Raw genomic sequence first — 23704 nt, forward strand, 5'->3', positions numbered from 1 at the left:
TGCAAGCGGATGAGGCGTCAAGCACAGGTAGCTTAGTTGCCTTGATCGACCAAATCCGTCAGGCCGGTGTGCCGTATACCGTCGCAACGAAGTCGAAGTAGGTGGCAGCGTCCGTGTCGGTATTGTCCCTCGAAAGTCGTTATGCGCGTTATGCGTTCTTGATGCCTTTGGCATTAGTCGCCTCAACCATCATTTTTAGTATTTTGTCGGGTGTTCCGTCGCCAGATTTTAAGCAAGAGCAAGTGGCGGATCAGTCTGTCGATTTGAGCTTTTTGTTTGTTGAACAAGATAGTGACCTTCAACTGCGAGAACGCGCCAAACCAGACGAGCCTGAATTGATAGAGCAGCCTCCCGTTGAGCCAATGCTTAATCGGCCAATGCCTAAAAATGACTTGGCCATCGAGCCAACGCCTATAGATATCGCCGTGCCTAAAATTACGCTGAACGTAAACGTCGATATGTCGCTTAATCTCTCTGGTATTAGTATGGAGGCGCCCAATGCGAACTCCGTGTCCGTTGATATTCCGTTTCAATCGAATCTAGTCGCGACAAAAGACATCGCTCCGCAATATCCTTCGCGCGCCTTGCGTAAGAAAATAGAAGGCTCTGTGACAGCAGAGTTTGTCGTTGGGGCTGATGGTAAAGTGAGAGAAGACTCAATTACCTTCGTTGAAGCGACGCTAGAAGGCGTGTTTGAAAAGGCTGTCGCGCGGTCGCTACGTCGATCGAAGTTTCAGCGTATGGAAATCGGTGGTACCTATACGCCTTTTAAAGCACGTAAAACCTATGTGTTTCAAATTCCGAAGTAATGCGTATGTTTAGATTTATTCTTATTTGCTCTTTATTTAGTTTCGTGAGTTTTTCTTACGCAAATTCTTTGTCCCCTTATGCGTATAAAAAGTTACAAGCGGTGCAGAAACTGATTGAAGAGGATGCGTGGATTGAAGCGAAGGCACAACTTCTGATAATGGAAGAAGAGTTACGCAGCGACTTTGCTAAAGCCGTTGTTCGCCAAACCTTGGGGCAAGTTGCGGTACATGAAGACGATTATCCAACGGCACTTGCCTATCTAACAAAGGCTTATGAAGCGAAGGTGCTTGACGATAATAGTCAGCAAAGCTTGTTGCATGGTATCGCACAACTGCATTGCGGCATTGAAGAATGGCGTGCGTGTCAGACAAAACTACAAAGTTGGATAGCGAGCAATACACAAAAAGCACGTGCGACAGACTATGTCATGCTGGCTCAAGCCTTTATGGCGACCGAAGATTGGGCGGCGATGGTTCCGCCTTTGCAAACCGCACTATCAAAACGAGAGAGGGCGCCAATTGACTGGTATCGCATGCTCGTAGCGGCGCAGGTGTATCAAGAGCATTGGAAAGAAGCGGTTAAGGCGCAGCGTCGTTTAGTGAATCATTATGGTGATAAGGCAGAAGAATGGCGTCGTTTGGCAAGCTTCTATATGCAGCTGGGCGATCATAAAGGTGCCTTGGATAGTACGCGTTTGCCTCATCAGCATGGGCTTGAGCAGCATGAAAAAGATTATAAGCGGTTGGCTCAGTTGATGAATCAAGATGGTATGCCTTACAAAGCAGCTGTTGCGATTCAAGAAGCGCGGAACAAGAAAATCCTCGATAGCTCTGTTACTAACCTTCAACTAGAGGGAGCTTTGTTTGCTGAAGCAAAAGAATATGAGCAAGCCGCTTTAGTGTTTGAAGAATTACTTAAGCGCGCACCGAAAGTTACGTATGTGAATAAGCTTGTTGAGATCTATTTTGAATCGCAAGAGTGGGCGGCGGTAGAAGTATTGTTGAAGCCGTGGTTGAAGAAGCATTCCGATAATTATCTGCAGTATATGTTGGCGATTTCCTATGTAAATCGTCACGAGTTCGATAAAGCAAAACAAGCCTTTGCCGAGATGCCGAGCGATCACGCGCAGGTAAAAAGTGTCGAAAGCTGGCTCAAGTATATCGCGAAGGTGCAAGCGGCCTCCTAAGCGTACTTTGAGCATTTGCTTGGTTAATATAAAAGTGGGAGCGCCAATGGTTATCGGCACAACGGGGTATGAAAAAGCAGTCGAGCGTTTTGCATCAGTAAGCCTAGGTTTATCTTTTGAAGAGATTAACAGTGATTTCTTCAAGCTTCTGCCACCACTTCCTGCAAGTGTATTAGATGTAGGAGCGGGTGTTGGTCAGAACGCAGCAGCGTTTGCGAATCTCGGTTATCAGGCGGTTGCCGTAGAGCCCTTAAAAGAGTTCGTTGATATTGCGAAGGCGCATTTTCATGCACTTGATATTGAGTGGATAAATGATGCGCTTCCTAATTTACCCTCTCTCGAAAACCCTGCATATAAATTCGATTTTATTTTGGTGGATGGCGTTTGGCATCACCTTTGTCCAACGCAGCGCCTTGCTGCGATCAAGCGCTTTAAAGCGCTGATGAATACAGGTGCTATTTGCGCCATATCTCTCCGTAATGGCCCAGCGGGCTTAGGTACGCATGTTTATCCAACCTGTGCGAGTACGCTTTGCGAAGAAGCGCAAATTCTAGGTTTTGAGATTGCACTGCGTATCGATAATCAAGACAGCATTTTACCCAACAAAGAAGACGTGAAATGGAGTAGGGTAGCCTTGAGGCTGCCTTAGATTTTCACTTGGTCAAGACGAAAAAAGCGCCGATTGGCGCTTTCTAATTGAGAATAGCTATTACCTTAGAATAGATATTTAGCCGTTAAGCTAGCATAGCGTTCAGGTCCTTTAAAGCTTGACGCGCCAAGATCTTGGTCCGACACACCAACAACATACTCTTTATCAGTTAAGTTGGATACGTTCAATTGAAGATCCACGTCAGCAAAACGGTAGCCAAGCATAGCGTCATATAGGGTATATCCTGCTGTTTCATAGATATTGGTGTCACTCACTGTGTTACCAATATAGCGAGCTCCAATACCTGCTCGGAAGCCATTTAATGCGCCGCCGCTAGGAATATACGAGATCCATGTATTTGCCATCTCATCTGCGACACTCGGTACTTTTAGTTTGCTAGCACCTGTCTGCTTTTGCTCAGTATCCAAATAGGTATAAGAGCTTTGGATATGGATGTCTTCAATTTGATGCTGAACAGAAAGCTCAGCGCCTTCGTACGAAGCGTCGATGACTTTGAAGTTCGCAGGATCTGTATCGGTGACGCGGTTGTCTTCATCAATTTGGAATATTGCAGCTGTCACTAAGGTGTTGCTGTCAGAAGATAAGAACTTCACACCAATTTCATGTTGACTACCTTCGTTTGGATCAACAAGGTTGCCATTCTGGTCAGCATCATTGGGAGTAAAAGATTCAGCATAGCTGTAGTAAGGGCTGATACCGTTTTCGAATTGATACATTAATGCAAAATCAGTATTAACGTCTTCTAAGGTATCGCTATAGCTCGTTGAGTCTGCAGCACCATAGATGCCAACACGATCGAAGCTTTGTTTGACGCGATCATATCGCACGTTCACTGAAGCGATCACATTGCCCGCTCTCATGATGTCTCCGAGATATAGGCCGATCTGCTCATTGGAGCTGTCACGATATTCCTTTGTCGTTGGAATCGTCGTTGCGCCAGAATACTGGGGATCTAATAGGTTGATCTTCGAGTCTGCCAAGAAAGCACCCGGCAATACGGCGTTTGGGTTCATTGTAATGGATTGGTAGAGCGCTTCGAGCACTGGATCTCGTGCGCGATCGTCAACGGTGTCTGCTTTGACGTAGTCCAAACCAATTTGTGCATTGTGCTCAAGTCCAAGCCAGTTACCATTGGCTTTCAACGCGAGATTATTTGCGAAGATCTCAAGTTCTTTTTCAGAGGCGTAGTGGAGTCTATATACATCGCCTGGAGCGGTTAGCGGCGGAAGAGTGGGCACTAGTGCTGGCAGGTAAGGCGGGGCAAAAGAGTAACCAATTGCTTGCGTATATTGGTAGGTTGACTCGGATTTCCAATATCGTGTGTTGGTCGCCAATGTGAGCATGTCATTCAAATTGTGTTCAAACATCGCAGAGACAGAATTAGACTCGGTTTCATATTTATCGAAATCAGGTTCGCCGACAAAAGTATTAGTATCGATATCTAGCTCAGTTAATGCCGGTAAAGTTGGGGCCGGAAAAGGTGGAGCTGGCGCGTAAAATCCTGGTGTTGCATCCAAACTAGGGATGAATTGCAAGGTAGAGCCCGTATCGTGCTTTTGATGTTTCGCTAAGATTGTTAGTTGAGTGTCTTCAGAAGGTTTCCATGTAAGAGATGGCATTAATACAAGTGCGTCGTCTTGAACATACTCGACTTCCGTGTCGGCATCACGATTTAAGGCAACAAAGCGGTATAGTAAACTTCCATCCTCATTGATCGCGCCAGTAGAATCAAACATGGTTTGTACTCGACTATTTTCACCGATTTGTACGCCAAACTCACCTTGGGCATCTTCCTTTGGAAGCTTAGAGTTGGCATTAATGATTCCGCCCAGTGCGCCTTGGCCGTATAAAGTTGAAGATGGTCCTTTAACGACTTCGATGTTCTCATAGGTGAAAATTTCAACGCGAGGCGCGTTGTAAAAACCTTCAAATGCTATAAAGCCGTCCTCAAATTGTTGAGGCTTGATGCCACGAATTTGTGAAGAGTCGAGGCGGGTGTCGATGCCAAACGGGCCCGCAAAAACACCAGAAGTATAATTTAATGTATCTTGTAGGTTGAGAGAGCCTCGTTCGGTAAACTCGTCATTGCTAATAATATCTACGGAGCGCGGAAGATCTTCTAATGATACATTTAATTTACTGGTTGAACTTGGTTCAATTTTTATGTCATGCGCTTCTTTTGCATGCGTGCCCGTAACAACTGTTTGTTCCAGTTTTGTTGCATTGTCTTTCGTTTGTTCTGCGTACAGTAGATCAGGTGAAATACTCGCTAACGCAACAGCGATACTTATCGTTTTTTTGTTCATAGTCTTTTTACTTTTAAGTCCCATCGAATAAAAATTTGATTAAAACTAGTGCTGTAGGCATCCCTTCGAGCATATCTAGTTTGTCGTTCTATTATTATTTGTAATGTGTATGAGAATTATTCGTATTATCATTTGCATGTCAAGAAAAAGTAATTAGAATCTTCGTAAACAGCATTGAACAATATGTTTCGCTTCACTTTTGAAAAGATAAAAAGGAAAGGAATGAACGACTGGGAAGAGCACATCACAATTGGGAATCGATTCTTTAAGAAAGAGGATTATCCAATGGCCTTAGCGCATTACAGTAAATCCTTAAATTGCGTGATGGTCGATTTGCCAAATCGCATTCAGACAGAGCCAGAATGTGTGATTAAAAGTGTTTTGATTAGCTATTTTAATATGGCTGATACGCACTGCCATCAGTATGATTTTGAAGATGCAGCATTACAGTATGCTGGAGCATATCGTTTTGTTCAGCGTTTGTTGAACTCCTGTAATTGCTGTCTGTCTGAGCAGGCACGTTGCGAAACAATGAAAGCTTGTAACCGTTTGCATCACGAGTGGAGCAAGTTCATCAGTAAGCATGTTCAAGAGTTAAGCGAGACCAATCAAGAAACCTATGCTCATGCTCACAATATGTTTACCTTGATGTTTAGTCCAACAACGACATTGCACTGATTTATTTTTTATAACGGCCACTAAGCCGGTATCTGCTGTAGGCTTTTTTCAAACGAGAAGCGCAATTGAATCTGTATTAAAGCCCGTCATAAAGTTCTTGATATCGCTCTAACAAGCCTTTTTCACTGAACTTATCGATAGCGTCTATATGCCAAACAAGGGCTGACTTAGGTAGCTTTATTAGCGACTTATGGTTTGGCTTTTTAGTGGTGATAAATAAGATGGGAAAGTCTTCAATCATTGGGTCATCAAGAGTGGTTAAAGGCACGCCGATAGCATCCGCGAGAGCTTTTTGCTCGGGCTTGTCGATAACGACTTGAAGCACTTCTATTTGATTTAGCTTGTTATCAATTTCTAGTTGTACTTTGCGAAGAGCTTGGCTTATCTCGTTAAAGTTAGCATTTAATTGATCGAGTGTTTTGGTGAGAAGAGCGTGGTCTATAATTTTGCGCTTTGAGACTGCTAATAAGTCTCGATGAATAATGCCTAGCATCATGATTGCATTGGCAGGATTCAGCCAAAAATAATCAACATTATCACTGTTTGGCGTTACTGCGACTCGTTCCCCGTTAGGGATAAGTGCGTGTGCGGCGTCAATTTCTATCACGCCAATATTTTTAAGACGTATGGCGGGGTATATGTCGATACTTGGCCAGACAGAGGTCATTCCAAGTGCGATATCTGCATCTGGGAACGTTTGCTTATCTTGTCGTTTCAACCAGCCAGGTATGCGCTTAATGCTATAGCGTGCCGGTGGAATGTAGACTGTTTCAAAAACCGAGTTTTCGGCAAGCACTCGCGCCATACTGTCGAGCACGGGGATCGCGCTTGCGATTGTGATTGCTTTTTTTGGTGTTTGTGAAAGTAGCGCGTTGTCAGCATTAACATGCTTCTTTTCCGAGAGGGTAGAGCAGGCACTCATAAATATAAGGCTCGATAGCGTGACTATTAGTCGGTAGGAAAGAAAGCTCACTTTCATTGAATTACCTTTCATTTATCAATTCTTAGTTGTTTATTTGATCTCTAGTTTTATCGGGCGATTTTCGTTTGGCGATAGAGAAGTGATAGCAAAAACCACGCACAGGCAAAGAGTGTAATGGCCGGCCCAGCTGAAACTGGCCATTCACCGTACATGGGAATCAATACACCGAGCACAGACGCAGTTGATGAAAATAGTACGGATAGTACTAAGAGCTGTTTTAAGTTTGATGCGATTAATCGCGCACTTGCAGCAGGTATAAGCAGAAGCGCGCCGACTAAAACTGCACCGATAATCTTTACAGACGCAACCGTGATTAAGGCAATCATAATGACAAATGCATAGTCATGAAGGCGTGTGTTGATGCGCTGGCTGTGTGCTACTTCAGGTGATATCGCGACCAAATAAGCGTGGTTGCCATAGTGATAAGCCAGCACTGCAACGATGCTACAAATAATCACCAACATCACTAAATCATTCACCGTAGTGACGAGAATGGAGCCAAACATCACTTGTTCTATCAAGTGAGCGTTGACGTGTTTTGCAACATACAAAAGCAGAGCTGCCCCTAAGGCGAGAGCAAAGGATAAGAACACGCCAATTAAAGCGTCATAAGGAATGCTTGATCGTCCTTTGATCCACTGCAGTAACAGCGCGAAAAGAATAGAGAAACTAAATAAACTGATCAGTGGTGACTCTACTGGTTCACCCAGTAATATGCCGATGCTAACGCCGGTTAGTACGCTATGACCTACAGCCTCAGATAAAAACGCAAGTCGTTTTACGACAACAAGTGTTCCAAGTAAGCCTAGAAGTGGGCCTATCATCATGCTGGCAAGCAGGGCGTTTATAAGGAATTCATAGCCGAACATATCTGGCAATAAGCCCGCGTTCACCCAATCATTAAATTGTCCATAAATGATATTCATGAAACTGCCCCTTCTTGATCAAAAGGAGTTTGCTGAACTTGAATGGCTCTAGGATCGATTTCTCGAATTGTTTTATCAACCCAGAAGCAATGATCACAATGCTCACGAATAAGTGTCCAGTCGTGCTCGATCATTAGTATCGTGCCGCCAGCCGCTCTAAACTTTTTTAGAATATTTATGGATTCTGTTTTTCCTTGCTCATCAAGTCCAGTCATTGGCTCGTCAAGAATGAGTAGCCCAGGATTTTGTAATAGGGCGGTTGCCAGCATTAAGCGTTGTCTTTCGCCGCCCGATAAATCACCAATTCGACGATCAAGTCTGTCTGTTAATTGAGTATGTTCAAGTGCGTTTTCGACATCAGTAGGAAGACCTCGTCGGAACCAAACAGGTTTGGTAGACAGGCTCATTAACAAGTAGTCGCGAACGGAGATGGGCAAGCTATCATCAAATGGAAGCAGTTGCGGTATGTATCCTATGTTTCCGGCATTTGATAGTTCTGGGCTGGATGGCCAATCTAAGATGATGCTGCCTTGGTGGTTGTTCAGCCCAAGAATCGTTTTTATCAGCGTGCTCTTACCTCCGCCATTTGGCCCTGCAATGCCAAACCAGTTACCGTTCTTGAATTCGACAGAGATGTTATTGAGTAGTATTTTATTGCCTGCTTGAAAGAAGACATTTTCAAGTCTAAGGCTAGGGCCTGCTATCTGTTTACGAATCATTGTTGAGAGTCTCAGATGCGTAAGAGAGGGCTTTAACAAGTGTGAGAAGGTTGTGTGTCATGTCCTCAAGCACTAGAGCATCACGGTATTCGCCGTAGGTCATATGAGAAAAATGGTAAATGCGCGTTCCACTTTCCTTTTCTATCACGTCCACGTATTGATTAGGCATATTTAGTTCAGTAAAAAGCACTTGAACGTTAGCAGCTTTGATTTTATTAATCGTGTCTTGAAGTTGCGATGCGCTAGGTGATAGGCCATGCGCTGGTTCAACAACAGCTGAGACAGTCATGCCAAATTCTTGAAGAAGATAACCATAGGCTCCGTGTGTGCTTGCAATACGGATGAGACCGATATCCAGTTGGCTAATACTTTCTAATGCCTTATTTTTAATCGCACGTAGCTGTCTTGCGTAGATGAAAGCATTTTTTAGGAAGAACTTAGCATTGTTTGGGTCTAACTCTCCAAGTTCGCGCGCAATGGTATAGATTTGTCTAATCGCCGCCTCGATGGCTACAAATGTGTGAGGATTGTGTACCTTTCCTCCTCGTTTACTAATGAGAGGCACTGCTGCATTGGCTTCAATAACCGAAAGTTTTGGAAGTTTCAGTTTTCTAATCGCTTCCATTGCAAATTCGTCATGGCCAATACCGTTCACCACGATTGCATCCATGTTTTTTAAACGATTTAAATCTGCAGGTGAGAGTTTGTAGGCGTGTGGATTAAACCCTGCTTCGATCAGAGGTATTACATTTGCTCGGTCACCAACAATGTTTGCCACATAGCTATGATAAGGATGAAGAGTAATACCAATATTGAGTTTGGCTGATACATTATGACTTGTGACCAGAAGCGATGTTAGAAAAGCAATTCGTAATATCGGTCGTATAGTTTTTATGCGCGTGAGAAGGCTAGTGATCATGTTTGTTTTCGTAAATCTTATTAATTGTTGCCGCGGAGTGCCAATGGATAGTGGTGTCGAAACAAAGGGTCTTTAGGTCAATGTTGCTAAGATTGTTTTGTTCATCGTAATACCAGAGAGGACTTTTTGGTTCGCCCGCGCCATTTGGTAGCTCAAGTTTGATGAAATAGCGGTGAGTCTTTATTTGAGTTTGACCAACATAGCACGTTGTTACTTGCGCCCAGTGAAATTGAATAAGCGATTCCAAGTGTGTGGATGAAAATGGTTGGATGCCGAGTTCGGAAAGTTCATCAACACTCGGTATGCGCCCTTCAATTGCTCGAACCATTTGTATTTCTTCACCTGCATTGCTTAACGAGGTTAGAGCAGCGCGAATAGGTTTTGGTACAGCCGTGAAATCAGCTTGTGGATGGCCGTATAAGGAATACAGTAAAATCGCTGCTATCAGCAAAGTCAGCGCGCTAAATCCAAACACAAGCTTGTCTTCAAGCTTGCCATCTCGCGCACGTACTTTTTCCGAGTAAGTTGTCATATGTTAGATCTCAACGACTTCTTCGTCGGAGATTTCTAAGACGTGGCCAGGGCCTGCATCCATAATAATAAAATACACGCCCTCAGGACGATCAAAGGTGTAAATGGAATCGTTATCTGTGTGTCCTTCAGAGATGACTTCGTCATCTTCTGAGTAAACTTCCATAATGACATTAGGTGCCTTCGCTCGGTTTGAAAAACTAGCTTCGCATCGTACTTGATGAGGGGCTTTTTCGTTGTTTCCAACCGTGCAGTTTAAAATAGGGTAATGGGCATGGCTTAGTGGGATAAAGACGACTAAACCTGCGACAAGTGGTAGTACCTTTTTGATAGTTTTCACGAATTAATCCTACTTGGCAGCAAGTGTGTGTTGTTCTGTTTTAAGGTGATGTGCAGGAGTATTCTGTGTTTGAGAACTCCCAGTTTGGTTTGTTGGGTTGACCGACTTGACGCTTACTTCGTCGGCTTGAGATGCGCGTAAATCAACGGTGTTAATGCCGTCAGGCATCAATGACCAAGAGGTTTGATAAAATTCCCCGTCCCAACTCTCTATCGTGAGCCATAACTCGGCGTCGTCTTTTAGTGTCTTTGGAATTGGTGTATGCGCATGTTGATTGCCAACGGTGCCATGTAATACCGCCCCTGGAGCACGCTTTGTGCGTGGTTTGCCCACTTTTACATACATGAACTTTATCGCGTCGGCATGTCCTTCATGGATATATGCGTTGAGGGTAGTGGAGCGTCCTGCTTGAATCGGATCTAGGTCTTTTTCAAGTAATCCGAGAGTCGCGTTGAGCGATATGTTCCATGGCCCTATGTCTTGAGCTTTATACTGGTAACCGGATCCCGACGTTCCTTCGCTCTGCAGTTTAAAGCCGATACTAATGCCGATACAGATGACAGTAAGAAAAGCCCAATTGAGATATTTGAACCCAGACATTGGTCCGCCCCATGGCCTAAGTACTAACCAAACTTTCTTAAGTTTTCCTCGGATACGCCCGCTATTGATGGTTTTTTTAGTTGCCGATTTGGTCCGCTGATAGAAAATGATCATGCCAGAGATGGATAGAATGCTCATCGCCAAACCGAAGATGAACCAAATTGTTTTCACAAATAAATCCCAAAATCCGTCATAACCAAATGTGCCGTAATGCAATGGTCGCATCGACCAATCTACTCTCGAGATCGCTGGTGCGTCCTGCGCAAGCTTTGCTCCAATAACTTCGCCTGTATATGGGTTTACATAGTATGAGCTTCCCCATTTCATGGTCAGAAGGTCGTGCTTTGTACCATGGACGGCATAAGCCATGCCGTTGTGTTCCGGTGGATTTAAAAAGTGGGGGATAAACTCAGGATCGTGCTTGTGGACTGCTTCAACAATTTCTTTTGACGTGAGTGGGCTTGGAATGCCTTTGCCTAGCGCTTTTAAGTCGTGCTTCGTTAGTGCTGGGTCAATGGTGCGTTCAGGCAAAAACTGAGGTACAACGCCATAATTTACTAGTGGGTTTTGATAAAACCACCAGGACCCAGTTACGCCAATAATCAGCACGAACCACAACGACCATAAACCTAAAAACTTGTGTAGATCGCCCAAAAATACGCGGAAATTTGCATTCCATCGAGGAAGCTTAAAGAACTGCTTCCAGAATTTGCGATAAGAGATTAGCCCAGTAATTAAACCAATCAGACACAGCACACCAAAGACATTGACGACCGCACGGCCAATTAATGGCATGAACAAGTTTTTGTGGAGAATTGACATAAACTCTCCAACAGTCAAAAAATTCGTTACGCCAGTAACTTCTCCAGTGTAGGGGTCTGCCCAAACTTTTTTAAACCCACCATCGGGTAGGGTCATCATCGCGTGAGCAGCGGTATGTGTTCTATCGTTTGCTGTTTGAAAAGCGCTTAAACCGACGTTAGGTAGTTGCTCTTGCATTCGGTCAAATACTTCACCCGAACTTAATCTTTCTCCCTGTGGTTGAACTCTTACCTCGGAGTAGACTAGCCAGTCGATTTCTTCTGCGAATACGGCAAGCGTTCCAGTAATTAGTACCACACTAAATAGAAGGGAAAGCTTTAAGCCAATGTAGCTATGTATTAGGTAAGCGGCTTTATGTGCCGTAAGCTTTTTTTTTCGCGACTTCTTTTTGCTTTTGTCGGTAGTGGGTTGTGCTTCTTGTCCAATCTCGCCGAAACCCGAGGCGGTATTTACGTCTGCGCTCACTGCAGAAACTCCATTGTATGTTTGTTTTGGATAAAAGAATTGCTGTTAGATGTATATGATAAGTATTATCATTTGCATTAGCAAACATACACAAAACTTTTCCTTATTGTTAATGAATGAGCCTGCGACTATGCAATTTAGTCGGATTAAGTGGGGTGTTGTGGCATTGGTGCGGGTAAAAAGGTTGTTCCCTAGTTGGTAATAGAAAAACAAATAAGAATGATTTGCATTTGTATTGATACTTCCTTGTTTAGTTGGTAATCTCGCGCCCTCTAAAATTAATACCACGCGCTTAGATTCGGTTTGAGCGTTATAAAGAGTAAGTAATCACATAAATGAATAAGACGTTATCCCTTACTGCTGCAAGTATGTTGTCTGTGTGTAGCACGGTAACCACGGCTGAGACGACACAAACTGAAGTCAAGACAGATTCCTTTCAAGCAGAAACTGTTGTCATTACAGGCTCTAGAACTGAGAAATTGCTTCTCGAATCGCCAGTGCGTGTAGAGGTGATTTCGCGCGAGGAGATAGTGCTAAAAAATGCACGTGATCTAAGTGAGGCGATTAAAGATGTGCCAGGGCTTTTGATTAAGTCGATCCATGGTAAGTCAGGCTCTGAGGTATGGATGCAGGGTGTCGATGCTAAACGAGTCATTGTTTTAATCGATGGTGAGCGCGTCTCCCAAAGTACGAATTCTGGTACTGACTTAACTCAAATTGGTCTTGCTAATGTCGAGCAAATTGAAATCGTCAAGGGGGCTACTTCCGCTTTATACGGCAGCAACGCAATTGGAGGAGTGGTTAATGTCATTACGACTGATCCCGCTGGCGGATTGTCATATACCGTAAAGGGAGATGTAGGTAGTTACGGAGAGCAGAATGTATCCGACAACCAGCTAGATGCCGCCGTTCGCTCGAGCGCTGGTTGGCTAAGTTACAAAGAGGAAGCGTTTGATTTAGAGTTCAGTTATGACGTTCGAGATAGTGATGGTTTTACGACAGATGTAGCAACTTGGGATAAACAAGGCCCTTCGGGTACGAGATTAAATACAAGCGCTGAGATTGGTTTTTCACCGGTCGATAATGCACGTATTTTTACATCTTTTGCTACCTATACTGAGGATCTTAATACGCCTTCTACAGGCGCGGCTCCAGCCCGTCTTCAAACCGAGAAAACTGAAGAAGTGGAGAGGTACACATATCGCTTGGGTGGTGACTTGTCTTTAGAAAACGATGATATTTTCGTTCGTTATTTCTACGAAGATTTTCAGAATCCGACCACCCAAGATATCGTGACGAATCCGGGCACCGAGCAAAAGAGGGTGCCTCGGCATATCAGTCAAAGTCTCTCTGCACAGATAGATACGTCTACATCATATGGAACGTTGCGAACGTTTGGTATCGAATACTTTGAAGCTGAAGTAGAACAAGATCAGTACAAGGTCGTTACGGGTTGGACGCCAGAGGTTGATGGCGCGCGTGACAATACTTCGTTGTATTACCAAGAAGATATTTATGCGTCTGATTCTTTAGAATTATTGCCTGGTTTTCGATATCAAGATGATAGCGATTTTGGAAGCTATTTTAGTCCTAAGATTAATGGTCGATATGACTTTCCGTCTTCAGTGGGGCTTGATCACTTTTTGCGATTTGGTGTTGGCAAGGGGTATCGAGTGCCAAGCTTGAAAGAGCGCTACTTTGAGTTTGACCACAGTCAGCATGGCTACAAGGTTCTAGGAAATCCAGACACTAAACCGGAATATTCGAACAGCTACCAACTTGGCTGGGTCTTGAATGGTGACTCTTTTGAATTTGACTTGAATCTTTTTAGAAATGATTTGAAGGATATGATCGAAACCGAGTTTGTGAGGATGGAAAATGACCCAACATACGGGCTTGTGCAAATATTTGAATACGGGAATATCTCGAAGGCGCGGACGCAAGGCGCGGAAATCGCTACGAAATTAGAGCTAAATGAAGCGACAAAACTAACTGCAGGGTATACCTATCTTGATGCTAAAGATCTTAACACAGGCCTTAATCTTACTAAACGTCCTCGGCATCAAATAAAGACCAATCTTAGCTACACACCTACCGACTCTCCACTATCTGTTAGCGTTTCAGCGCGTTGGCAGGATAAAGAGTATTTTGACGACACGAATTCTCAGATCTCTCCATCATACGCAGAGTTTGATGTGAGTGGCGCTTATAAGCTGTATCAAGATTTAAGTGTGTTCGCGGGTGTCAACAATATAACAAATACACAGAAAGATTTTAAAAGCTCAAGTGATTTAAGGCCGGAACAGGGGCGTTATGTCTTTGTTGGTTTGCGCTTGGATCACTTCTAGATGCCTATTTGAAAATTACTAACTTGTTCGTAAAGGGTAAAAAAATGACTAATCAAAAGAAATTATTAACACTTGCTGTAAGTAGTGCAGTACTTGTCGGTTGTGGCGGTTCAGGATCTTCATCAGTAGTTGGTTCAGACGAAAGTGTAACGCCAACAACACAGATTGATGCATCTTCATATACCGATTACACGTACTTCAATCTAGAAACTGGCTCTGAAGTTAGTTTAACTGCGGCGGAGGCGGCTGCGTCAACAGCATGGCACATAGGTTTTCGTCGTAATGGCGCTATTTTGAATGGTGGTACTAGCGGCATTGGTAATGTCGAAGGTGCACTGGCTGCTGCTCAAGATGATTTTTACAGTGGTGACGATGCTGACGTAAACGTTTTTCTTAATGCGAGTGATGCTATCGAAGAAGAGCATCTTTTAGCGTCGTACGATACAAGTCTTCTGACGTTTGTGTCGGATTCTGAGAATCTAGCGGTGAGCGGTGATTGGTATAATTACCAGCACGTTGGTGGCGGTAATCCTCCCAATACTAGTGCGAACTCTGATAATTCTTGGTTAATTCGTTCTGCAGAGGGTGATAGTTATGCGCGCATGAAGGCGACATATTTCTTGTATGACTACGCGCATGCGGAAGTAACATTTGAATTTGACGTTCAAGCCCAGGGTACTTCGCAAATTCTTGATTCCAATGAGTCATTTGTTGTGAATGTAATGCCAGGGCAATCAGAGTGTTATGATTTCGACACGGCCGCTGAGGTGGCGTGCTCTGATGCTTCTTGGGATGTTCAGTTCGAATTGCCAGCTCCTCCAGCACGTGGTTTTAATGTTCGCACGAACGGTGGTATTTCGGGTTCCGGAAATGGTGGTGTATTTGGTCCATTGACGACTACAGATGCTGAAGCATACACATCTGCGACAATGGCGCCAGGGTCTGGTCGTGACATTTCAAATCACTATGTTACTGATTCAAATGCGAGCATCTTTACTGCTAACGAATGGTATGCGTACAATTTAGAAGGTAACCATAAGTTGTGGCCAAACTATCGCACGTATACGATTGATACTGACGCCACGGATGCTGATGCGAAAGTCTATAATCTGCAGATTATCAATTACTATGACGGCACCGGGACAAGTGGCTATCCAACAATTCGTTTTGTTGAGAATACTTCTAACTAAGTCTTAGCTAGTTGAGAAAATACCCCTGATGTAGGGGTATTTTTTTGCCTGAAATAAATGGCGACTTTGTTTGTATATTGGTGTGCAGAGTTGGGGGCTCGCAGCTTAGGGCGAATAGAAAGATTTTACTTAATGGTGTTTTATTAAGATGCTGATCCGCTTTTGGTCTGAGGCTATGGGCCGATAGGGATAGAAGGGTGGGTGGTTTGTTTAATCTTCTATAGATTAAAGCAATAGATTATTCGTTTCGTTCGCCCCTCGGGTTTACCTTTGGTCATTCAAGGTGAAAAGCGCTTTTTTGCCGCCATCGCCTTGCCCCAATAACGGGTTTTGTTGAGTCGATTTCTTTGGTAGGTCAGTATGACTTGGAATGATCATTTTCTAGCTTCTAGCTTCTAGCTTCTAGCTTCTAGCTTCTAGCTTCTAGCTTCTAGCTTCTAGCTTCTAGCTTCTAGCTTCTAGCTTTCGCTATCCATCAAATAATCAGCTTATATCCTTCGGATGAGCTGGCGAATTCCGCTTTGTATTTCCAGCAGCGTTCAATGTTTTCGGCATTGAGTACGTCTTCCACATTGCCTTTTTGAACAGCTTTGCCTTGGTCGATGAGTAAGGCCTTGTCGCAGTATTTCAGTACATGGTTTAGGTCGTGGAGTACGCCAACAATGAGTATGTTGTGCTGTTTACAGAGTTGAGTGACAAATTCTAATAGTTGGTGTTGGTGTCCAAGGTCTTGGGCTGAGAGTGCTTCGTCTAACAATAACACGGGTGTTTGTTTGGCTTGGCTAATTTGTACCAATACGCGTGCGAGGTTTACGCGTTGCTGTTCTCCACCTGAAAGCTGAGGGTAATATTCATCTGCTAAATGCAGGCAGTCGCAACGGCGCATGCATTCGTTTACTACTTGCTCTGCTTGTTCTCTACTAAGTGAAAGTGGTGTGAGCCCTAGTTCAACGACTTCTTTTGCTTTGAATGCAAATGAGAGAATTGACGACTGAGGAAGTACGCCTACATGGCGAGCGCGCTCCATTGAGTCCCATTGCCGAAGTTCTTTTCCGTGTAAGAGAATGTCGCCGGTGTAGTTGTTGTCGCCGGATATGGCTTTTAAAAATGTAGACTTACCTGCGCCATTGGCGCCGACAATTGCCCAAAATTCACCCTCGCTAAATTCCTCATGGGTTGTACGAAGTAGTGTTTTGTTTCCTGCTTTAACTTGTAAATTGTTAACGCTCAGTATGATTGTTGGGTTAGAAGTTGACATTTAGTACCACCTCTTACGTTCGCGCAATAACAAAATAATAAAGAAAGGGGCTCCTATCATTGATGTGATCAAGCCGATGGGAAGCTCTGCAGGTGTTAAAATTGTACGGGCAACTAGGTCTGAAATAAGTAGTAGCATTCCGCCTAGAATCGCGCTTACAGGGAGGAGGAATCGATGATTTGGGCCGCAAAGCATGCGCACGATATGCGGAACTACAAGCCCGACAAAACCTATGATTCCCGAATATGCCACAGCCACGCCGACCCCTATTGCAACAAGAATGATGGCGTTTCTCTTTAGGCGCTCTACTTTAATTCCCATATGGCGAGCTTCGGATTCACCCAATAACAAGGCGTTTAAAGCATTGGTTTGTCGCTGGAATAAAACGACTAATACGATGCAGACAAAAAGCAGTAATGGGAGTTCTTCTGATTTTGCTTTAGCTAACGAACCCATTTGCCAGACGCTTAACTCTCGTAGGTTATTGTCGTCCGCAAAATAGGTCATAAATCCAATCGCAGCTCCAGCAAATGCAGACATAGCCACACCTGCGAGAAGCAGAATAACAACTGAGGTGCCTTTTTCAGAACGAGCTAGTGAATATACAAGAAAGGTAGTACCTAAACCTGCTAAGAAAGCGAGTCCCGGGATGCTCCATACTTTCCATGCTTCAGGCAGAACAACGATGGCGACGATGGCGCCTACCGCCGCACCAGAAGAAACGCCAATAATACCGGGGTCGGCTAGTGGGTTTCGGAAAAGTCCTTGAAGTACCGCTCCACTTTGCGCGAGTATGCAACCGACGAGTAAGGCTAGCGCTATCCGTGGTAGTCGGAGCTCAAGTAGTACGACTGAGGCAAGCGAGTATTCAGTGGTTTCTCTGTTGCTAAACGAAGAAGTGATTACACCGTATGCATCACTAAAGCTGATGTTTACAGCGCCTGTAACAATCGATAGTCCGACGAAAAACAATGTGCTGAGCGCAAAGAAGGCGACCAGTAAGTTGAAAGGTATGCGCATATTATAATAGGTATTACATAAGTGGCGCGTGCTGACACGCGCCTGTTTGACTAAAAACGATTACTTCTTGGCAAGCGTGGTTTTAACTCGAATGGCTTCGTCCATCGCAGCAACGCTTAGGCCGGCTACGAGCGTACTGGCGTTCATGCCCATAATGTTTTTCTCTTTCGCTGCGCGCGTTAAAGCGATGACTTCGCTATCTTCTAGTTTTGGTCCTTTGCTAGGGCGACCGCCGCTCGCTAATACGATAACGTCTGGGTTTAGTGCGATGAGTGATTCGCGTGAAGCTTCGCGATATGCTGGGAATTTCGCCATATTTTCTAGGCCAAGTAGATTCAGAAACGCGTCGCCACCTGTGCCTTGACCTGCCATGCTTCCGTTGGCGCCACCATGGCCGCCCATATCTAAGAGGAAGATCGCTGTCTTTTGTTTCACCGAAGTGTTGGCAAGTGTTGTGCGCATCTCTTCGATGATGTTGATGAGCTTTTCGCCGTCTTCTTTGTGATTAAATTCGGTAGAAAGTGTACGGACGTTTTCGATAAGAGTATCGATTGTTTTTGGTGATTCCTGTTGAATAATTTGGACGCCGGTTTTTTCAAGAGCGTTGATTGCGGTTTCAGGACCCATGTCTGCGGCGCCTACAAGAGCGTCTGCTTTGATGCTTAGTAAGCCTTCGGGTGAAAGTTGGCGGTGGTAGCCAATGCTGGGCAAGCCTCGTAATTCGGGTTGACGAACTGACGTGACATCCACAGCAATAATAGCATCCTGAAGGTTAAGGGCTTGTAGGACTTGGGTGGTGCCTAGATCTGCGCTGATAATGCGAGGAGTCTCATCTTCGGCGAGAGCTGTTTGTGTGGTAATAACTGTGAGAAGTAGAGAAAAGCATGCCAATGATTTTGCAAAACTAATTCCGGCGCTGCGCATTTTGGTCTCCGAAGGGGCGTGACAGATAGTGCGTAGAAAATAGTTTAAGTCGCACTTTCTTAGGGTGATATTTAAGAAAGCGCAAGAATAGAGGACGGTAATGGCAATGTCAATCGAAATGAGACTAATTCGTATTTACATATAAAGCTTCGTCTGTTACCTTTCGCGACCTTGGGAATATAGCACGCTAGGAAAAAGGCATGACTGATAAAGTTGATATTGATAACGATCCAATTATTCAAGGTGAGCAGGCGCAGGGTTTACTTGAACTGCTAAGCACTTGGGGGCCGCTGACCACAATCGTATTCTCGGGAGGTTGCGTGTTTGAATTTAAAGGTGCATTTCCTAAAGGCACGCTAGGCGAAGGTTTTTACAACTTCGGGCATGGCAATGCTGCGGGCTTTCAAGGGCATTTGAACTTAAAGAACGTAAAGGCAATTACCTTCCAAGATAAATTGCACCGTGGTCGTCAAAGCTATGCCTTTGTATTCCGCGACAAGAACAATGATTGCATATTTAAAGTATTCCTAGGGCGTGATGAGTCAGGCGAGTTGATTCATGCGCAAGTGGATGGTTTTAAAGAAATGCAGGCGCAAGCAAAACAACTAAAAGTAAATGAGTAATAGAACTTAGTAGGACAAGAACATGAGAGAAGAGAAACTAAAAAAATTAGAAGGCGACATTGAGTCCTTTCTTCAAGAGAGAAAAACGCTCAACCTTTCGACCATTACCACCGAAGGTTTGCCGTTTGCGTCGTATGCGCCTTTCGCGATGGATGAAAAGAACTTTTATGTACTACTTAGTGACGTGGCCCGTCATGGCGTTTACCTTGCGAATAATCCGGTTGCCTCAATTTTAGTGAGTGCGGACGAAGACACATCTAAGCAGTTGTTTGCACTTGAGCGTGTCAACTATGCAGCTAAATCTGAGTTGATTGAATACCAGGCTGAAGGATGGCAAAAAGGCATAGATTGCCTAGTTGAACGCTTTGGCGATCGTATTACGGGTTTGGTTAGCCACACAGATTTTAAGCTGTATAAATTAACGCCAAATGAAGGGCGCTATGTGGTTGGTTTTGGTAAGGCTTATGCGATCAAGGGCGAAGGCTTTTTAGGCGAAAGCATCGAGCATTTGCGTGACGGCCATAAAAAGCGCGAAGAAGAAGCGGCTTAAAAAAGGGGGTAGAGTGAAAAGACTCTGACCCCAAATGTGCATTTAAGAGAGAATAAAAAAAGCCGCATGGCAAGCATAGCGGCTAAGGGACAAGCTTGGATGTTAAATGAGAACAGGTAAAGACTCTCAGTGAATTTTACGTCCTTTATTTTTCCTTGGATCAAATTACCTAAAAATTATTGGAACAATTTTTCGAATTAGGTTGATGCGAAAAATGCTAGATCTAAATCGTATGACTGATGAGGTGTTATTAAGTTCAATTCAGGGGTGTTTGGAGAAGCGAGATCTCACAATCCTAAGCGCCAAGCTTTGGCATAAGACGAAACTTATGCCGTTTATTTTATGTGGCGTCCGCCATCAAGATTGAGGATGCGACCGGTAACATACTTGCTTTCGAGAAGATATTCGACTGTTGCAATTGCTTCTTCGAAACCGCCTTCCCAAGGTAGGCTAGCCTTCTTCACGGCTTTCTGTTTGTACTCGTCATCGTCACCTTCGTTGAATTTCAGAAGTGCTGGTGCGATTGAGTTCACTTTAATTTCTGGCGCAAATGCTGCCGCAAAAGATAGCGTAAGGTTTTCTAGTGCCGCTTTGCTCGCCGCGTATGCAATATGCTTTTTACTTCCTTTTTCGGCGACAAAATCTGTGATGTGGATAATATCTGCAAGATGCTCTGCATTGATCGAATTTCTGAGATTGTCTCGCAGGTTGAGGTTAAATAAATATGGGACCTTGGTATGCACATTAAACATACGATCGAACACTTGCTCGTTTGGGAAGCCTTTTCCTTCTGGCATCCAATCTGACGCATTGTGGATCACGGCGCGTAGACGTATGTGTTTCAGTTTGATTTCAGCGTTTAAATCGTTGACCGCATCCATATCCTGAAAGTCGCATTGGTACAAAGTTGCTCCTTTGTCCCATAGCGAGTTCAATGACTCCGACTCACTGCGATAGGTGCCGACGACTTGCCAGCCTTTATCTAAAAAATGGTGAGCGAGGGCCAAGCCTAGTCGTTTAGTAATCCCTGTAATCAATACGCAGTGTTTATGATCCATTTCAACCTAGGCCTGTGACAAAAACTCTTGACGGGTGCGCTCATTCGACTTGAATGTTCCGCCTAATGCAGTCGTTGACGTGTAAGAGTTTGAATCCATTATGCCGCGCGATTTAACACAGTAATGAGTTGCGTTAATGGACACCGCAACATCTTCCGTTCCAAGCAATGTCTGTAATGCTAATAGAACTTGTTGTGTCAGTCTTTCCTGAACCTGAGGGCGTTGAGCGAAGAATCGAACAATACGATTAATTTTCGATAAGCCAATCACTTTGTCTTTTGGAATGTATGCAACCTTTGCTGAACCATCGATCGTTACGAAGTGATGCTCACAGGTGCTAGTGACGCTAATGTTAGATACCGTCACCATCTCATCAACATTCATTTTATTGTCGATCACAGAAATCTTTGGGAAGTTTCCATAGTCGAGACCAGAAAATATCTCGCGAACGTACATCTTGGCGATTCGATGAGGTGTCTCGGCTAGGCTGTCATCGTTCAGATCAAGGCCAAGTGTTGATACTACGTCTGTAAACAAGGACTTCAAACGTTCATATTTTTGATCGTTATTTAATCCTGTTGGGATGAGTGGCGTTTCAAGGCCTGCTTCGACGAGCGCGTCTCGAACCAAGCGCGCTTCTTGGCTCACTTTGTGAGTGACTGTGGTGCTTAGAGCTTCCATGATTTAGTCCTTCTGTTGAGTGCTTTGGACAGCGTGGAATTAGGCTTGAAATTCAAGTGAGAGTGAAACGGAATCAGCAAAGCGTAATGCATGTGGTTTATCTATCTTAACACGAGCATAGCTGACCCAGGGATGTTCATGACAAATCAATAAAACGTCACTCACTAATTTCTCGAGCAATAAGAACCTGCCTTGCTCGACGTGCTTAATCACTTTCTTAGTAATGTCTTTATAATTCAGGGCGTCGTCTACGCTGTCGCTTAAGCACAGTTTGCTAGCTGGGTAATGGATCTCAGCGTTGATCACGACATCTTGTTGCTTCTCTTTTTCTTCCTGATTAAAGCCAATAAATGTTCTCAACCGGAGGTTGGTAATGTTGATAATCGCTTGACTTGTGTCTGATGAGCTCATTCGAATCTCTATGTCAGTTTAAAGTAAGTTGTCGATCGCACGTGAAAGCACAGCTGCGTTTGGCCTCACGGAACTGCCAAAAACTTCTACGACTTCGCCTTGGGTGTTAACTAAATATTTGTTGAAGTTCCATCTTGGCTCAGAACTTTGGGCGCTCAATTCTTTGAACACCGGATGAGCACTTGAGCCGCGAACATCAACCGTCTCTGTCATTGTGAATTTTACACCAAAATTGACGAAACACACTTCGGCTGCTTTTTCCTCAGACTTAGCAGCCTGTCGAAAACTATTTGAGGGAAATCCAATGACTGTGAAATTCTGATTCTCGTACTTTTCGTAGAGGGCCTGCAACTCCTTGAATTGCGGTGTAAATCCACAGTGGCTTGCCGTATTAACAATTAAAACATTTTTTCCGGAAGTGATCTCGCACAGGTTAAATGTTTCTTGACTGTGAAGTTTACCGATATCGATATTCAACCATTCTGGGCAAGCGTCAGCAGAACTGTTCTGACTCACAAAAGCTAATGTTAAGAAACATAAAATTGTGCGTGCTGATCGTGTCATTCAAGACTACTCTTCAGTTGTTTAGTGATGGTTCATACGCGACATAGTAAGCTTTGGTTTACCTAAATGTATCTAAGTATTGAGTTGACCGAGTGGTCAGATTATTATTCATGCTTTCATTTTGATCAAAAGAGAGAGTTCAATGACCTACCCAAGAGACCTCGTTGGTTATGGCCAACATACGCCTAAAGATGTGTGGCCAAAAGGCCAGCGTGTTGCAGTGCAGTTCGTTATTAATTACGAGGAGGGTGGTGAGAACTGTATTCTACATGGTGATCCTGCATCAGAAGCATTCTTGTCTGAAATTATAGGAACTCCTGCAATGGAGGGCGTTCGCCACATGAGCATGGAATCTATCTATGAGTATGGAAGTCGAGCAGGGTTTTGGCGTCTTCACCGAATGTTCACGGAACGCAACATGCCAGTCACAGTTTATGGTGTGACAACAGCATTGGAGAAACATCCAGAAGCTGTGCAAGCCATGAAAGATGCTAACTGGGAAATCGCGGCACACGGATATAAGTGGATTAATTATCAGTACATTGATAAAGATGAAGAACGTCGTCAAATTCAAGAAGCGATCAAAAAGCATGAAGAAATTACCGGTGAACGGCCGCTAGGTTGGTACACCGGACGAACTAGCCCGAATACACGTGATTTAGTGTATGAAGCAGGTGGTTTTATGTACGACGCTGATTCGTATGCTGACGATCTTCCGTATTGGGTGTATGACTACGAAAACCCATATCTAATCGTCCCATACACGCTTGATACGAACGACATGCGCTTTGCAACGAACCAAGGTTTCAACACTGGAGAGCAATTCTTCACCTACCTAAAAGATGCCTTTGATGTGCTTTACGCGGAAGGTGAAACAGCGCCAAAAATGTTAAGTATTGGCTTGCACTGTCGTTTGGTTGGTCGTCCAGGTCGTGCCGCGGCTCTGGCGCGTTTCTTAGATTATGTTCAGTCGCATGAAGATGTTTGGGTGACGCGTCGCATAGATATAGCCAAGCACTGGCATGAGAATCACCCTCCAGTTAAGTAAGTCAGAGCTTCTGCGCTTACTTATACTGCGTTAAAAATTGGGGTCAGAGTAAAAGTACTCCGACCCCAATTTTAT

The 23704-nt window shown here is 44.2% G+C and carries 24 protein-coding genes; 9 read left to right on the top strand and 15 right to left on the bottom strand.

Annotated elements, in window-relative coordinates:
* The first annotated feature begins 113 nt into the window (after nucleotides 1–113).
* From A3762_RS09460 to A3762_RS09470, 3 genes are read left to right on the top strand one after another with little or no spacing between them, the layout of a single operon-like run.
* Complete coding sequence (locus A3762_RS09460; protein WP_156493357.1) at nucleotides 114–809, top strand: TonB family protein; 696 nt, start codon at nucleotides 114–116, stop codon at nucleotides 807–809.
* A 5-nt stretch (nucleotides 810–814) separates the two neighbouring features.
* Nucleotides 815–1996 carry a hypothetical protein gene (locus tag A3762_RS09465; protein WP_156493358.1) on the top strand — a complete coding sequence of 394 codons (1182 nt, stop codon included), beginning with the start codon at nucleotides 815–817 and terminating at the stop codon, nucleotides 1994–1996.
* 46 nt (nucleotides 1997–2042) lie between these two features.
* Nucleotides 2043–2645 (top strand): bifunctional 2-polyprenyl-6-hydroxyphenol methylase/3-demethylubiquinol 3-O-methyltransferase UbiG, encoded by a 603-nt coding sequence (locus tag A3762_RS09470; protein ID WP_068755147.1) that lies wholly within the window; start codon nucleotides 2043–2045, stop codon nucleotides 2643–2645.
* A 65-nt stretch (nucleotides 2646–2710) separates the two neighbouring features.
* Here the strand turns inward: A3762_RS09470 and A3762_RS09475 are convergent, their stop codons facing one another.
* Complete coding sequence (locus A3762_RS09475) at nucleotides 2711–4972, bottom strand: TonB-dependent siderophore receptor (RefSeq protein ID WP_068755148.1); 2262 nt, start codon at nucleotides 4970–4972, stop codon at nucleotides 2711–2713.
* 222 nt (nucleotides 4973–5194) lie between these two features.
* Here A3762_RS09475 and A3762_RS09480 point away from each other — a divergent pair, with 222 nt between their 5' ends.
* Nucleotides 5195–5650 (top strand): hypothetical protein, encoded by a 456-nt coding sequence (locus A3762_RS09480; RefSeq protein ID WP_068479932.1) that lies wholly within the window; start codon nucleotides 5195–5197, stop codon nucleotides 5648–5650.
* 76 nt (nucleotides 5651–5726) lie between these two features.
* On the opposite strand, the gene A3762_RS09485 is transcribed toward A3762_RS09480, so the two are convergent.
* Genes A3762_RS09485 through A3762_RS09515 form a run of 7 tightly spaced genes read right to left on the bottom strand, consistent with a single transcriptional unit; the run spans nucleotide 5727 to nucleotide 11954 of the window.
* Nucleotides 5727–6644, bottom strand: coding sequence for a hypothetical protein (locus tag A3762_RS09485; RefSeq protein WP_068755150.1), 918 nt, complete (start codon nucleotides 6642–6644; stop codon nucleotides 5727–5729).
* A 35-nt stretch (nucleotides 6645–6679) separates the two neighbouring features.
* On the bottom strand, nucleotides 6680–7558 hold the full coding sequence (locus tag A3762_RS09490; RefSeq protein WP_068479934.1) for a metal ABC transporter permease: 879 nt from the start codon (nucleotides 7556–7558) through the stop codon (nucleotides 6680–6682).
* Entirely contained in the window at nucleotides 7555–8277 is a 723-nt protein-coding gene (locus A3762_RS09495) for a metal ABC transporter ATP-binding protein (protein WP_068755152.1), read from the bottom strand. The genes A3762_RS09490 and A3762_RS09495 overlap by 4 nt, the downstream gene beginning before the upstream one ends.
* Complete coding sequence (locus A3762_RS09500; RefSeq protein WP_068755154.1) at nucleotides 8267–9196, bottom strand: metal ABC transporter solute-binding protein, Zn/Mn family; 930 nt, start codon at nucleotides 9194–9196, stop codon at nucleotides 8267–8269. The genes A3762_RS09495 and A3762_RS09500 overlap by 11 nt, the downstream gene beginning before the upstream one ends.
* Entirely contained in the window at nucleotides 9186–9728 is a 543-nt protein-coding gene (locus A3762_RS09505) for a hypothetical protein (RefSeq protein ID WP_068479938.1), read from the bottom strand. Before A3762_RS09505 ends, A3762_RS09500 begins: the two co-directional genes overlap by 11 nt.
* A 3-nt stretch (nucleotides 9729–9731) precedes the next feature.
* A complete protein-coding gene (locus A3762_RS09510) occupies nucleotides 9732–10067 on the bottom strand; it encodes a hypothetical protein (protein ID WP_068479939.1) in 336 nt (111 codons plus the stop codon).
* Between the two features lie 9 nt (nucleotides 10068–10076).
* A complete protein-coding gene (locus tag A3762_RS09515) occupies nucleotides 10077–11954 on the bottom strand; it encodes a PepSY domain-containing protein (protein WP_068755156.1) in 1878 nt (625 codons plus the stop codon).
* Nucleotides 11955–12289: 335 nt separating this feature from the next.
* Here A3762_RS09515 and A3762_RS09520 point away from each other — a divergent pair, with 335 nt between their 5' ends.
* Nucleotides 12290–14302 (top strand): TonB-dependent siderophore receptor, encoded by a 2013-nt coding sequence (locus tag A3762_RS09520; protein ID WP_068755158.1) that lies wholly within the window; start codon nucleotides 12290–12292, stop codon nucleotides 14300–14302.
* A 44-nt stretch (nucleotides 14303–14346) separates the two neighbouring features.
* Nucleotides 14347–15492 carry an HmuY family protein gene (locus A3762_RS09525; RefSeq protein ID WP_068755160.1) on the top strand — a complete coding sequence of 382 codons (1146 nt, stop codon included), beginning with the start codon at nucleotides 14347–14349 and terminating at the stop codon, nucleotides 15490–15492.
* 475 nt (nucleotides 15493–15967) lie between these two features.
* On the opposite strand, the gene A3762_RS09530 is transcribed toward A3762_RS09525, so the two are convergent.
* From A3762_RS09530 to A3762_RS09540, 3 genes are read right to left on the bottom strand one after another with little or no spacing between them, the layout of a single operon-like run.
* The gene (locus A3762_RS09530) at nucleotides 15968–16750 is read right to left on the bottom strand and encodes a heme ABC transporter ATP-binding protein (RefSeq protein WP_156493359.1); all 783 of its coding nucleotides are present in this window, start codon (nucleotides 16748–16750) and stop codon (nucleotides 15968–15970) included.
* A complete protein-coding gene (locus A3762_RS09535) occupies nucleotides 16751–17770 on the bottom strand; it encodes an iron ABC transporter permease (protein ID WP_068755162.1) in 1020 nt (339 codons plus the stop codon).
* A gap of 60 nt (nucleotides 17771–17830) precedes the next feature.
* Nucleotides 17831–18694 (bottom strand): hemin ABC transporter substrate-binding protein, encoded by an 864-nt coding sequence (locus A3762_RS09540; protein WP_068501117.1) that lies wholly within the window; start codon nucleotides 18692–18694, stop codon nucleotides 17831–17833.
* Nucleotides 18695–18894: 200 nt separating this feature from the next.
* Between A3762_RS09540 and hutX the strand changes: the two genes are divergently transcribed.
* Nucleotides 18895–19317, top strand: coding sequence for a heme utilization cystosolic carrier protein HutX (gene hutX / locus A3762_RS09545; protein WP_068479955.1), 423 nt, complete (start codon nucleotides 18895–18897; stop codon nucleotides 19315–19317).
* A 22-nt stretch (nucleotides 19318–19339) separates the two neighbouring features.
* A complete protein-coding gene (locus tag A3762_RS09550; RefSeq protein WP_068755164.1) occupies nucleotides 19340–19867 on the top strand; it encodes a pyridoxamine 5'-phosphate oxidase family protein in 528 nt (175 codons plus the stop codon).
* Between the two features lie 335 nt (nucleotides 19868–20202).
* On the opposite strand, the gene folM is transcribed toward A3762_RS09550, so the two are convergent.
* From folM to A3762_RS09570, 4 genes are read right to left on the bottom strand one after another with little or no spacing between them, the layout of a single operon-like run.
* Nucleotides 20203–20925 carry a dihydromonapterin reductase gene (gene folM / locus A3762_RS09555; protein ID WP_068755166.1) on the bottom strand — a complete coding sequence of 241 codons (723 nt, stop codon included), beginning with the start codon at nucleotides 20923–20925 and terminating at the stop codon, nucleotides 20203–20205.
* 6 nt (nucleotides 20926–20931) lie between these two features.
* A complete protein-coding gene (gene folE, locus A3762_RS09560; protein ID WP_068479959.1) occupies nucleotides 20932–21606 on the bottom strand; it encodes a GTP cyclohydrolase I FolE in 675 nt (224 codons plus the stop codon).
* 39 nt (nucleotides 21607–21645) lie between these two features.
* On the bottom strand, nucleotides 21646–22017 hold the full coding sequence (folX, locus tag A3762_RS09565) for a dihydroneopterin triphosphate 2'-epimerase (protein ID WP_068478089.1): 372 nt from the start codon (nucleotides 22015–22017) through the stop codon (nucleotides 21646–21648).
* A gap of 18 nt (nucleotides 22018–22035) precedes the next feature.
* Nucleotides 22036–22581 (bottom strand): glutathione peroxidase, encoded by a 546-nt coding sequence (locus A3762_RS09570; RefSeq protein ID WP_068753631.1) that lies wholly within the window; start codon nucleotides 22579–22581, stop codon nucleotides 22036–22038.
* Nucleotides 22582–22723: 142 nt separating this feature from the next.
* Between A3762_RS09570 and puuE the strand changes: the two genes are divergently transcribed.
* Nucleotides 22724–23629 carry an allantoinase PuuE gene (puuE, locus tag A3762_RS09575; protein WP_068754119.1) on the top strand — a complete coding sequence of 302 codons (906 nt, stop codon included), beginning with the start codon at nucleotides 22724–22726 and terminating at the stop codon, nucleotides 23627–23629.
* Nucleotides 23630–23704: the final 75 nt, after the last annotated feature.

The sequence above is a fragment of the Oleiphilus sp. HI0125 genome, assembly GCF_001635355.1.